The following is a 12,347-nucleotide window of genomic DNA, read 5'->3' as shown; positions in this document are numbered from 1 at the left end:
CCTCCGACGTCGGCTTTCAGGCCACGCTCCCTGCAGCATACCAGGCTTCCAATTCACGCTCACGCAGAATAGTCTTCAACCGGGCAATGTCACGCTTCACCACCGTCAGGCGGCTGGTGTTCTTCATCTGGCCGGTTGACATCTGAAAGCGCAGATTGAACAACTCCTGATAGGAGGCATCCAGCTTGACGCCAACTTCATCGGTTGTCAGCGTACGAATTTCTCTTGACACCATCTTGGGCTCCTCTTTACTACGCCGCGGCGCCCGTCGCTACGGCGCCCATCGCCTCGCCCGCCACTTCCGGCGCGGCTGACTCTGCGGCACGCGACACGATCTGCGTCCTGATAGACAGCTTGAAGGATGCCAACTGGAAAGCCTCTTTTGCCGCCTCTTCCGTCACACCGGCCAACTCGAACAGCATCAGTCCCGGACGCACAACCGCCACCCAGTGATCTACCGGACCCTTACCGCTACCCATGCGGGTCTCGGCAGGCTTCTTGGTCACCGGTTTGTCCGGGAAGACACGAATCCACAACTTACCACCGCGACGAATGAAGCGCACGATCGTGCGACGAGCCGCTTCGATCTGGCGGCTGGTCATCCAGCACGGTTCAAGGGCCTGCATGCCGTACTCACCAAAGGCAACCTGGTTGCCCCGGCCAGCCGTCCCGCGCATATGGCCACGGTGCATTTTTCGATACTTTACACGCTTCGGCATTAACATCGTTTATTTGCTCCTAAATTCCACGGCCTGCGGGCGCCGCCACGCGCTGGCTTACTCCATCGTCTGCACAGGCTTGGTTTCACTCGGGCGCGCCATGCCAGGCAGAACTTCGCCCTTGTAAATCCAAACCTTGATTCCAATGCGGCCGAAAGTCGTCAACGCTTCGGAAAAGGAGTAGTCAATGTTCGCACGCAGGGTGTGCCGTGGAATCTGGCCGTCACGCACCGAGTCGCGACGGGCCATTTCTGATCCGGCCAGACGACCGCTGCATGTGATCATGATACCCTTGGCGCCCAGCCGCATGGCACGCGTCACCGCCTGCTTCATGGCACGCTTGTACGAAATGCGCTTCTCCAGTTGCTCGGCAACGCTCTGGCTCACCAGGTAGGCGTCCAACTCCGGCCGCTCGATTTCCTCGATGTCAATCTTGACCTTCTTTCCGGTCATAGTCTGCAGCTTGGTGCGCAGATCGTTGACATTGGCGCCCTTGCGTCCGATAATGATGCCTGGCTTGGCCGTATGCACGCGCAAGGACACCTGGTTCGGGAAGCGCTCGATTTCGAGCAACGAGATGCCGGCGCCCGTAATTAATTTCATCACCATCTGGCGGATGGCGCGATCCTCTTGTAGTTGCTGCACATAGCGCTGACCCGATGCAAACCAGCGGGTCTGATGATCACGAATGATCCCTAATCTAAAACCTATTGGATGAACCTTGCGACCCAATGCGTCCTCCGTATCCTGGGTTTTTCCGGCCCTCGGCTGCCACAGTCGGCGGCCCGCGCCCCAGCTATCATGAAATCCCTGCCGTCCAGCCGACAGTTCGTGTGCAATGTTTCCGCCGACTTACGCGTTCTCTGCTTCCGCCAACACCACGCAGATATGAGAACTGCGGCGCAGAAGCGGCTTGAAGCGGCCACGTGCGCCGAAACGTCGCCATTTGCGCGTCGAACCCACGTCGGCCCAAATGGCGCTCACGACCATGTTTTCCTGGTCCAAGCCCAGGTTCTCCTCGGCGTTGGCCATGGCAGACTTGATCGTGGCTGCCACCGGCTTGGCTGCCGCTTGCGGCATCACCGCCAAGAAGGCCAAGGCCTCAGTCGCCCGACGGCCACGCACCTGGTCAACTACCAGGCGTACTTTTTGCGCCGACAGACCCACATGTTTGGTGGTCGCTCTCACGGTTACGACGTCACTCATGCTTGCTTCCCTCCTGGCGCCTTCGTTGCCACCTTCGTCGGTTTTTCCCTGGCCGCATGACCACGGAAGAAGCGCGTCGGCGCAAACTCGCCCAGCTTGTGGCCCACCATATTCTCGGTGACGTAAATCGGCACATGGCGCCTGCCGTCATGCACGGCCATGGTATGGCCCACGAACTGCGGGAAGATCGTTGAGTCGCGTGACCAGGTCTTCAGCACGCGCTTCTCACCCCGGCGATTCATCATCTCGATCTTCTTCAGCAGCTTCGGGTCTACAAACGGTCCCTTTTTCAATGAACGTGACACAGGTAAATCCTCCTCACCCTCGCTTACTTCAGACGACCCGCGCTACGCCGGCGCACGATCATGCTGGCCGTGCGTTTGTTCCTGCGCGTCTTGTAGCCGAGGGCCGGCTTGCCCCATGGCGTCTTTGGCCCGGGCATACCAATCGGCGAACGGCCTTCACCACCACCGTGCGGGTGAGAACTGGGATCCATAGCGATACCACGCACCTGCGGCATATGACCACGCCAGCGCAGGCGCCCAGCCTTGCCCCAATTGATGTTGGCATGGTCGGTGTTGCCAACCTGGCCAAGCGTCGCCATGCACTGCACGCTGATCAGACGCACCTCGCCGGAGGGCAAACGCACCTGGGCATAGTCGCCGTCTCTGGCCAGCAACTGCGCCGATACGCCCGCAGAGCGCACCAATTGGCCGCCGCGGCCCGGCTGCAGCTCGATGTTGTGGATCACAGAACCGAGCGGAAGATTGGCGATCGGCAGGGCATTACCACTGCGCACCTCGGCATCTGGCCCGGACATCAGCTTGTCATTAACCTGCACCCCCAGGGGCGCCAGGATATAGCGCTTCTCGCCATCGGCATACACCAGTTTGGCAATACGCGCCGTCCGGTTAGGGTCATACTCGATGCTCTCGACACGAGCGGGCACGCCAACCTTGTCGCGCCGAAAGTCAATCAAGCGGTAGCGCTGCTTGTGCCCACCGCCCTGGTGGCGTACCGTTATCCGGCCCTGCTGGTTTCGCCCACCGCGCTTTCGCATACCGGTGAGCAGTGAGCGCTCAGGCTGCGTCTTCGGCGTAAGTTCCGTGAAGGTCGCAACGCTCATGCCGCGCCGGCCCGCTGAGGTGGGCCGATAGATCTTGATTCCCATCGCTTAAGCTCCTCTTACACGCCTTCGAACACCTGGATCGTCCCCCCAGGTGCCAGCGTGACATAGGCCTTTTTCCAGGCGATATGGCGCACTACTTGGCGACGGGCGGCACGCTTGTGCTTGGCCGGCATGTTGGTGATGCGCACATCCAAGACTTTCACGTTCGGAAAAACCGCTTCCACTGCATCTTTCACCTGGTGGCGATTGGCGCGGCGGTCCACTTCGAACGCATAATGGTTGGACAGTTCACGCATAGCCATCGTTTTTTCCGAAATCAACGGCCGCTTGAGAACTTCATAGATATGCATCGCTAATTTCCTCCGACTCAGTCCGCCAGGAAAGATTCGATCTGCTCAAGCGCCGCCAACGGCAACACCAGAGTTTCGTACCCCAGCAGGTCGCGCACATTGAGATAGCCGGCGCGCAGGGTCTTCACATTGGGAAGATTACGCGCGGACAACTCCATGGTCTCATTGCGTTCAGACAACAAAATGAGCGCGCTCCGTTTGATATCAACCTTGTTGAGGAACTGCACAATTGTTTTTGTCCTGGGCGCGTCCAGGGCAAACTCCTCGACCACCACGATCTGCTGTGCCGCGGCCTTGACTGTCAGCGCCGAGCGCATCGCCAGGCGCCGCATCTTGCGCGGCATGTCCTGCGTGTAGGTGCGCGGCTTAGGCCCAAAAGCAACGCCGCCATGCCGCCAGTGCGGCGCACGGGTGCTGCCCTGACGCGCACGGCCCGTGCCCTTCTGCCGCCACGGCTTCTTGCCGCCACCCTTGACCTCGGCACGCGTCTTGGTGTCATGGGTGCCCAGGTGAGCATTGGCAAGCTGGCGGATGAACGCCTGGTGCATCGCGGAACGATTCACCGGCGCTGCAAAGATATCGTCGCGCAGTTCAATCTGCCCGACCACTTCGCCACTGATGTTATGAACTGGTACTTGCATGATTCTTCCCTCCGGTGCCCATCAACCCGCTTTGCGCGCTGCCCGGATATACAGCAGGCCATTTTTGGCGCCTGGCACTGCCCCACGCACCAACAACAGGTTACGCTCGGCGTCCACCTTGACAACACGCAAGTTGCTGACCGTCACCCGTGCCGCGCCCATGTGCCCCGCCATGCGGGTGCCCTTCTCGACACGACCAGGCGACGTGCCGGCGCCGATGGAGCCGGGCGATCGCTGGCGATCCGACTGGCCGTGCGTCTTGGGGCCGCCATGGAAACCGTGGCGCCGCATTCCGCCCTGAAACCCACGACCCTTGGACACACCGGTCACGTCCACCACATCACCCGCCGCAAACACGTCGGCGGTGATCTTCTGACCAACCTGCCACTCGATCTTGTCGTTGCGATAGGCGCGAAACTCGCGCAGGGTGCGCAACGGCAGCAATTTTTTCGTGCTCAGATGACCGAGCTCGCCCTTCGTCAGACGCCTGGGTTTCACCTCGTCGAAGCCGAGCTGCACCGAAACATAACCATCTTTTTCCAGCGTGCGCATCTGGATCACGTAGCACGGCCCAGCTTCGATGACGGTCACCGGGACCACCTGGCCCTTTTCGGTGAAAACCTGCATCATACCGATCTTTCTTCCAATAATGCCCTTCATACGGTCCTGGAAGTAAGGACTGCCAACGGCCTGACTCCGCCGCATCATCCCCAGCTTCCCATCCTCCTTTGATTGGTCATCCCGGCTCCTGGCCCCGGTTATCCCGGGCTACGATGGCCTTCCATAAACAACTGGAGGGTACCTGTCAGCGGCCAGGTACCCTCCAGTTGCGCCACGCGGCGAATGGCTTTCCATTCGCTTTTGATGGCGTTCACATGGTGGGACCGTTCATGGCAGCTTGGGCTGACAGACTAGTCGTCCCCCGTACCGTCGCTCGTCAGGCAGTGGACGGTACAGACACAGCGACGAGATAGCTTGGTTCGTCGCGTCGTTTATGTTCTTTTTTGGTTTACAGCTTTATTTCGATATCAACACCTGCCGGAAGATTCAAGTGCATCAACTTGTCAATCGTCTTCTGGCCCGGATCAATCACATCAATCAAACGCTTGTGCGTGCGAATTTCAAACTGTTCGCGCGAATCTTTGTCAATGAACGGCGAACGATTGACGGTAAACTTCTCGATGCGCGTCGGCAGCGGTACAGGACCAACAACATTCGCGCCGGTCTGCTCTGCCACATCCACAATCTGTGCCGCCGAGCTATCTAGAACCCGATGGTCATACGCCTTGAGTTTGATGCGGATTCGTTGCTTCGCCATGCTTCCCCCTGGGTCAAGAATTGGACAAGAGAGAAGGCCCCTGGCGCTTCTCTCTTGTTTGCATCCTTGTTGCGGATGTTAGTTCATCATCTTGGTGATGACGCCGGCGCCAACGGTGCGGCCACCCTCACGGATGGCAAACCGCGACCCCACTTCCAACCCGACCGGTACGATCAGCTTGATCTTCAGGTTCACGTTGTCGCCCGGCATGACCATCTCCAGCCCTTCCGGCAAATCGCACGTCCCGGTTACGTCCATCGTCCGAATGTAGAACTGCGGCCGGTACCCGTTGAAGAACGGCGTGTGCCGTCCGCCCTCTTCCTTCCGCAACACGTACACCTCGCCCATGAACTCCATGTGCGGCTTGATCGAACCCGGCTTACCAATACCTGCCCGCGCCCACATCGGTGCGCGTGATCCCCCGCAGCAGACAACCCACGTTGTCGCCCGCCTCGCCGCGTTCCAAAATCTTCTTGAACATCTCTACGCCGGTCACGATCGTCTTGCGCGTATCTCGCAATCCCACAATCTCGATCTCTTCGCCCACCTTGACTGTGCCACGCTCGATACGTCCCGTCACCACCGTGCCCCGACCCTTGATCGCAAACACATCTTCCACCGGCATCAGGAACGGCTTCTCCGTCTCACGCACCGGCGTCGGTATGTACTCGTCCACCACTCGCATCAAGTCCCAAATGCACTTGTACTCCGGCGCATTCGGATCCTTCGAACTCGATTCCAACACCTGCAACGCACTGCCACGCACGATCGGAATGTCGTCCCCAGGAAAATGCTGGCTCGTCAGCAACTCCCGTAACTCCAACTCCACCAACTCCAGCAGTTCCTCGTCGTCCATCATGTCGCACTTGTTCAGGAACACCACCATCGCCGGTACTTCCACCTGCCGCGCCAGCAAGATGTGCTCCTGCGTCTGTGGCATCGGCCCATCAGGCGCCGCCACCACCAGGATCGCACCGTCCATCTGTGCCGCACCCGTGATCATGTTCTTGATGTAGTCCGCATGTCCCGGACAATCTACGTGCGCATAGTGCCGCTTCGCTGTCTGGTATTCAACGTGCGCAATCGCAATCGTGATGCCGCGCGCCTTCTCTTCCGGCGCATTGTCAATCGAATCAAATGCACGAAAATCCGCCCATCCCTTGAGCGCCAACACCTTCGTGATTGCCGCCGTCAAACTCGTCTTCCCATGGTCAATATGACCAATCGTCCCCACGTTGATGTGCGGCTTCGTTCGCTGAAATACTGCCTTTGCCATAGCTCCGAATGACTCCTTTCACTCACCAATCACTCACCAACAACGACATCAAGAGTCGCGCTGCGCACTCCAGGTCGCAAATTCACTGTTTTTCTCGTTTGATACCTGTTTGAATCTTGCCACGCAAACCTAACTATTATACGTAGAACAATGATCTTGGCAAATACCTCAGGCCAGGCGGTGAGAAAATGCACAGACCGCCCGCATGCCAAGCCACTGGCCTACGCGGCCAGGTGTACGTGCCTCACCGGTTGAGCAGCTTCTGCGTCTGCTCCGCAGATACCGGCTGGTAATGATCGAACTCCTGGGTGAACACGCCACGCCCCTGCGTTCGCGAACGCAGATCGGTGGCATAGCCAAACATGGCGGCCAACGGGATGAACGCGCGCACCGCCTGCGTGCCGGTGGAGTGCATCTCGATGCCATCAATCTGCCCACGCCGTGAACTCAGGTCGCCGATCACATCGCCCACGTAATCCTCAGGTGTCACCACTTCTACCTTCATGATCGGTTCCAGCAGAACCGGCCCGGCCTTCAGCGCCCCGTCCTTCAGGGCCATGGAAGCGGCAATCTTGAAGGCCAATTCCGACGAGTCAACTTCGTGATAGGAACCGTCCACCAGCCGTGCAACCATGTCAATCAGCGGGAACCCGCCGATGATGCCGTTCTCCATCGCTTCCTTGATACCAGACTGAATGGAGGAGATGTACTCGCGCGGCACCACGCCGCCCACCGTCTTGTCCTCGAACAAGAAGCCTTCGCCTGGCGCCAGCGGCTCCAGTTCCAGCCACACATCGCCATACTGACCGCGGCCACCGCTCTGGCGTATGAAACGGCCCTGAATCTTCACCTTCTTCGTAATCGTCTCGCGGTAGGCAACCTGCGGTCGTCCCACCTTGGCCTGCACGCGGAACTCGCGTAACATGCGGTCTACCAGAACTTCCAGGTGCAACTCGCCCATACCCGCAATCAGGGTCTGGCTGGTCTGCTCATCCACCTTCACCTTGAAGGTCGGGTCTTCTTCGGCCAGGCGTTGCAGCGCCATAGACATCTTGTCCTGGTCAGCCTTGGTCTTCGGCTCGATGGCGATCATGATCACCGGCTCAGGGAAGGAGATATTTTCAAGAATCACCTGGTCGCCAGGATCGCACAACGTGTCCCCGGTAAAGGTCTGTTTCAGGCCGATGATGGCGCCAATGTCGCCAGCCGAGATGTCGGTCAGGTCTTCGCGCTGATTGGCACGCATGCGCATCAGGCGGCCGATGCGTTCCTTGCGCCCCTTGGTTGAGTTGATCACGCCGCTGCCGGCGTTGAGCACACCGGAGTAGACACGCACATAGGCCAGGCGCCCGACATAGGGATCGGCCACAATCTTGAACACCAACGCCGACAGAGGCGTCGCGTCATTGGTGGGGCGAATCTTGTCAGCATTGGTATCGGGATCCACACCATGCACCGCCGGAATGTCGAGGGGAGAGGGCAAATAGTCCACCACCGCGTCCAACAAAGGCTGCACGCCCTTGTTGCGCAATGAACTGCCACATAAAACCGGCACCAGTTGGCTGGCCAATGTCGCCCGGCGTAACGCCGGACGCAGCTCCGCCGTGGTGATCTCTTCGCCTTCCAGGAACTTCAGCGTCAGATCTTCATCGGTCTCGGCAATGGCCTCGATCAGTTTGTCGCGCCATTCTTTGGCCTCGGCCTGCATGCTGGCCGGAATCTCACCGATCTGGGGTGAAGCACCCAGCTCGTCGGTGAAAACAACCGCCTGCATCTCCATCAGATCCACGGCGCCCTTGAACGTATCCTGCACACCGATCGGAATCTGTATCGGTATAGGCTTGGCTCCCAGGCGCGTGCGGATCATGTCAATCGTGCGCCAGAAGTCGGCGCCGATGCGGTCCATCTTATTGACCAAGCAGATGCGCGGCACGCCATAACGATTCGCCTGGCGCCAAACCGTCTCCGATTGTGGCTCCACGCCGGCCACGGCGTCGAACACCACCACGCCGCCATCGAGTACACGCAATGAGCGCTGCACTTCAGCCGTAAAGTCAATGTGGCCCGGCGTGTCAATCAGGTTGATCTGATAATCACGCCAGGAGGTGGTAATGGCCGCAGCGGTGATGGTGATCCCGCGCTCCTTTTCCTGCTCCATCCAGTCGGTGACGGTGGTGCCTTCGTCCACATTGCCCAGGCGATAGGTGCGTCCTGAGTAAAAAAGCACGCGCTCGGTTGTCGTTGTCTTGCCCGCATCAATGTGGGCAATAATGCCGATGTTGCGGATACGTTCTAGCGAAAATTCACGGGCCATGGCTGCTGATCCTTGAGACAAGGACGAAGGGCAAAGAATGGCTCTCTGCCCTTCGTCTCGAAATAAACACGCTTCCACGAACGACGGTCAATCCAATTGATCCGTCTCCAGGCGCTCCCCCCACAAGGGTGGCGGCGTTTTACGGACGAAAAATTACCAACGATAGTGTGCAAAGGCCCGATTGGCCTCTGCCATCTTATGCGTATCTTCCTTCTTCTTAATCGCATTGCCCTGGTTGGATGCTGCATCGAGCAGCTCGCTGGCCAACCTTTCGGCCATGGTGCGGCCCGGGCGATTGCGCGCCGCCTGCACCAGCCAGCGCATGGCCAACGCGCCGCGGCGCTCTGGCTCGATCTCCACCGGCACCTGGTAGGTTGCGCCACCCACACGCCGTGGCTTGACTTCAAGCGTCGGCGTCACGTTGCGCATCGCAGATTCAAAGGTGTCCATCGGCGCTTTCTTGGTCTTACCCTCGATGATGTCGAGCGCCGAATAGACAATGCGTTCGGCCACGCTCTTCTTGCCACGCTGCATGATGCGATTGATCAACCGCGTCAGTGTTTCATTACTGTAGCGGCTATCTGGAATAATCGGTCGAAGCTCGGCTCGATTTCGTCTTGACATACAAACCTCCGCAGGAGATTCCGGATACAGGGCGGCAACTGCCTCCAACAACAAGGCAACCATGCCGCTCCACAGCCGTCATTCTCGTTACTTCTTGCCCTTGGCCAGGGTGGCTGGTTTCTTGCCCTTGACAGCCTGACCGGCCTTCGGGCGCTTGGAGCCATACTTGGAACGACCGCGCTTACGGTTCTCGACGCCGGTGGTGTCTAGCGCCCCACGCACGATGTGGTAGCGCACGCCGGGCAGGTCCTTGACACGACCGCCCCGCACCAACACAACCGAGTGTTCCTGCAAGCGATGACCCTCACCTGGAATGTAGGCTGTGACTTCGATACCGTTCGTCAAGCGTACACGAGCGATTTTGCGCAGCGCCGAATTCGGTTTCTTCGGTGTAGTCGTACGGACCTGCGTACATACGCCCCGCTTGAAGGGGTTGCCAGTCTTGATACGCTGTGTCCGGCCGCTCAACGCGTTGTATGAAAAACGCAGCGCCGGCGCCTTTTCTTTGGCCTTCTGGGGCAGGCGGCCCTTACGGACCAACTGATTGATGGTAGGCAATTTCTTCCTCCGCGATGACTGGCCTCAGGCAACACAAAACCGCCCGCGCGCCAGGCCTGAGGCCTTTACCGGCGCCATTCCCATCGTCCGCACGCAGCGGAACGGGAGCGAGGCGGGAAAAAGGGCCGACGTTGTATCGTCAGCCCTATCATAGGGCGCATTATAACCACAGATTTGTGACTGGTCAAATTTGCCCGTTACGTTCGCATGGCCGATTTCAAGCTGCGTGTCAGAACATGGTATAATCGGCCCCACAATAACACATGGGGAGCTTGCCGTGACACGTCACCCCGGCATTCGCGCCGGTTTCTTGGGAGCAGCCGCGAGCATCGTTTTCTCGTTGCTCGCCTTGATTCCCTTCTTTGGCTGTCTGATCATGCCGGTCAGCCTTTTCTTGTACCTGGGCGTCGGCATGCTGGCGGCCCATCTGCAACTGCGCAGCCGCCCACAAGCCTTCATGCCGCGCAGCGCCATGCAGCGCAGCGCACAGGCTGGCTTTCTGGCCGGCCTGATCACAGGCCTGGCCGATGGCGTGATAGGTCTGGCTACGGTGCCGGTGGCACTGCCCTTGACCGGCGGCAGTGAGGCCATTCTGGCGCAACTGCCCCCCGCCATTTCCGACCTGGTGCTTTCGCTGGGCCTGGCGCCGGCCGATGTTTTCAGCACCAGCGGCATCTTCGTACTGGCAGCGCTGGTCGCGCTCCTCACCATCGTGGTGGCTACGATCCTCGGCACCCTGGGCAGCATCCTGTACGTGGCGGCCCCGGTGCGGCGCTCACGCACGGTCACGTGACTTGCCCCCGCCAGACCGGAAGTGCCGTACCGCGGCCCAGTCAGCTCGCCTCACACCTCTTCTTCGAAGCGCTCGCCGCAATGTGGGCAGGTCACGTCAGCGGCACTTACCTCACCACCACAATGATCACAGGTCAGGGAAAAGTGCGCGCCACAGGCAAAACAGCGTGTGGCATCTGCGTCCACCACATGCTGGCACTGCGGACACAGGCTGACGCCGCAGACGCCACATTCACTGCTGCCCGCCGGCAAGCGGGTGGCGCACTGTGGGCAGGCAAAGGTGGGCGCAGGCGCGGCCACCTGTCCGCAGCGCGGACAGGCGTTTTCTTCATGCACCAGAACCAGGGCACAGCGGGTACAAATACGATGCCTGCAGGCCTGGCAGAAGCCCCGGGCCAGGGGAAATTCGGCCCGGCAGGTGGGACAGCGCACCATGACGAGCACCCCGCCCACGCCAAAAACCTCACCACTCGGCCGCCCAGCCAGGTCGAACGCCTGGCCGCAAGCGTCGCACGCCGTCACCTCGCCAAACACGCGGGCGTTACAGCGCGGGCACACCCGCACAAATGAACGTCCGCAGTTGGGGCACTCGCTGGCCTGGGTCAGCAACGTAAAGGCACAATCCGGGCAGGCAAACTCCAACAGCAAGCCACAGGCCTCGCATAGGCCGTCGGCCTCGCCCACAGTGGCGCCGCAGCGCGGGCAAAACGGCTGCCCGCATGCCAGACAGCTTCCCTGTTCCAGGAACACATCCGCCCCGCAGTGCGGGCAGCGGCCTGTGGGCGGCTCGAACATCGCGCTGATCCCCGGCCCGGATTCTACTGCCGTGCGACTGCCGAAAATTCCCGGAACATCCGAGAGCGCAGGGGCCAGGTTCGTGGAGTTTGCAGAGTTCGAGAATGAAGGATCGGCGTCTTCCATCAGCGAAGCGCCGCAGGTGGGACACAGGCGAGTTCCCGCCGCAATCTGGGCGCCACAGGCAGAGCAAGCGAGATCGAACTCCAGCCCGCAACGGGGGCATTGCAGCGCATCCTCTGGCAGCAGGGCGCCGCAGTCCGGACACAGATCAGCATCACAGGCCGGACAAGTGTCACTGCCTTCGAATACCGGTACGCCGCACGATGGGCACGGGAAGGTGAATTCCGTAGCACACTGCGGGCAGGCCAGGGCATCCGGCTCTACCTCGGCGCCGCAGTTGGGGCAGGTCAGCATGAATTCCACGCCACACACCGGACACGCGTCATCCTCCGCACTGACCGCCGCGCCGCACGCCGGGCACAACGCCTGCGTACATTCAGGGCATTCTCCGCTCCCGTCCTCGATCTCTGCTTGACACATTGGACACTGCATAGCTTTCCTCCTGCACAAGGCATATGGGCACTCAGTATGCACTACCCTGCGGCAACCTGCAAATCTGAAC

General features: G+C 59.9%; 15 protein-coding genes and 1 pseudogene. 1 reads left to right on the top strand and 15 read right to left on the bottom strand.

The window, feature by feature from the left end:
- Positions 1-16: 16 nt before the first annotated feature.
- The 14 genes and pseudogenes from rpmC to rpsL form a co-directional block, all read right to left on the bottom strand.
- A complete protein-coding gene (gene rpmC / locus IPM84_20595; GenBank protein ID MBK9095109.1) occupies positions 17-235 on the bottom strand; it encodes a 50S ribosomal protein L29 in 219 nt (72 codons plus the stop codon).
- Between the two features lie 16 nt (positions 236-251).
- Complete coding sequence (rplP, locus tag IPM84_20590; protein MBK9095108.1) at positions 252-725, bottom strand: 50S ribosomal protein L16; 474 nt, start codon at positions 723-725, stop codon at positions 252-254.
- A gap of 51 nt (positions 726-776) precedes the next feature.
- Positions 777-1,451 (bottom strand): 30S ribosomal protein S3, encoded by a 675-nt coding sequence (gene rpsC, locus IPM84_20585; protein ID MBK9095107.1) that lies wholly within the window; start codon positions 1,449-1,451, stop codon positions 777-779.
- A gap of 120 nt (positions 1,452-1,571) precedes the next feature.
- On the bottom strand, positions 1,572-1,925 hold the full coding sequence (rplV, locus tag IPM84_20580; GenBank protein MBK9095106.1) for a 50S ribosomal protein L22: 354 nt from the start codon (positions 1,923-1,925) through the stop codon (positions 1,572-1,574).
- Positions 1,922-2,230, bottom strand: coding sequence for a 30S ribosomal protein S19 (gene rpsS / locus IPM84_20575; GenBank protein ID MBK9095105.1), 309 nt, complete (start codon positions 2,228-2,230; stop codon positions 1,922-1,924). Before rpsS ends, rplV begins: the two co-directional genes overlap by 4 nt.
- A gap of 23 nt (positions 2,231-2,253) precedes the next feature.
- Positions 2,254-3,096 carry a 50S ribosomal protein L2 gene (gene rplB, locus IPM84_20570; GenBank protein ID MBK9095104.1) on the bottom strand — a complete coding sequence of 281 codons (843 nt, stop codon included), beginning with the start codon at positions 3,094-3,096 and terminating at the stop codon, positions 2,254-2,256.
- Positions 3,097-3,110: 14 nt separating this feature from the next.
- On the bottom strand, positions 3,111-3,404 hold the full coding sequence (gene rplW / locus IPM84_20565; GenBank protein ID MBK9095103.1) for a 50S ribosomal protein L23: 294 nt from the start codon (positions 3,402-3,404) through the stop codon (positions 3,111-3,113).
- 17 nt (positions 3,405-3,421) lie between these two features.
- Entirely contained in the window at positions 3,422-4,048 is a 627-nt protein-coding gene (rplD, locus tag IPM84_20560) for a 50S ribosomal protein L4 (protein MBK9095102.1), read from the bottom strand.
- Between the two features lie 18 nt (positions 4,049-4,066).
- Positions 4,067-4,705, bottom strand: a complete 639-nt coding sequence (gene rplC / locus IPM84_20555; protein MBK9095101.1) for a 50S ribosomal protein L3 — start codon at positions 4,703-4,705, stop codon at positions 4,067-4,069.
- A 349-nt stretch (positions 4,706-5,054) separates the two neighbouring features.
- Positions 5,055-5,363 carry a 30S ribosomal protein S10 gene (rpsJ, locus tag IPM84_20550; GenBank protein MBK9095100.1) on the bottom strand — a complete coding sequence of 103 codons (309 nt, stop codon included), beginning with the start codon at positions 5,361-5,363 and terminating at the stop codon, positions 5,055-5,057.
- Positions 5,364-5,441: 78 nt separating this feature from the next.
- Positions 5,442-6,639: pseudogene (gene tuf, locus IPM84_20545) on the bottom strand (elongation factor Tu).
- 244 nt (positions 6,640-6,883) lie between these two features.
- Positions 6,884-8,953, bottom strand: a complete 2,070-nt coding sequence (fusA, locus tag IPM84_20540) for an elongation factor G (protein ID MBK9095099.1) — start codon at positions 8,951-8,953, stop codon at positions 6,884-6,886.
- A 153-nt stretch (positions 8,954-9,106) separates the two neighbouring features.
- A complete protein-coding gene (rpsG, locus tag IPM84_20535) occupies positions 9,107-9,577 on the bottom strand; it encodes a 30S ribosomal protein S7 (protein MBK9095098.1) in 471 nt (156 codons plus the stop codon).
- A gap of 87 nt (positions 9,578-9,664) precedes the next feature.
- Positions 9,665-10,135, bottom strand: coding sequence for a 30S ribosomal protein S12 (rpsL, locus tag IPM84_20530; protein ID MBK9095097.1), 471 nt, complete (start codon positions 10,133-10,135; stop codon positions 9,665-9,667).
- A 277-nt stretch (positions 10,136-10,412) separates the two neighbouring features.
- Between rpsL and IPM84_20525 the strand changes: the two genes are divergently transcribed.
- Entirely contained in the window at positions 10,413-10,928 is a 516-nt protein-coding gene (locus tag IPM84_20525; GenBank protein ID MBK9095096.1) for a hypothetical protein, read from the top strand.
- A gap of 50 nt (positions 10,929-10,978) precedes the next feature.
- Here the strand turns inward: IPM84_20525 and IPM84_20520 are convergent, their stop codons facing one another.
- Positions 10,979-12,277 (bottom strand): zinc ribbon domain-containing protein, encoded by a 1,299-nt coding sequence (locus tag IPM84_20520; GenBank protein MBK9095095.1) that lies wholly within the window; start codon positions 12,275-12,277, stop codon positions 10,979-10,981.
- Positions 12,278-12,347 lie beyond the last annotated feature (70 nt).

It is taken from the genome of Candidatus Amarolinea dominans, assembly GCA_016719785.1.
GTDB lineage: Bacteria > Chloroflexota > Anaerolineae > SSC4 > Amarolineaceae > Amarolinea > Amarolinea dominans.
The sequence above is the reverse complement of the archived record's forward strand: the minus strand, read 5'-3'. Positions and strand labels throughout refer to the sequence as shown.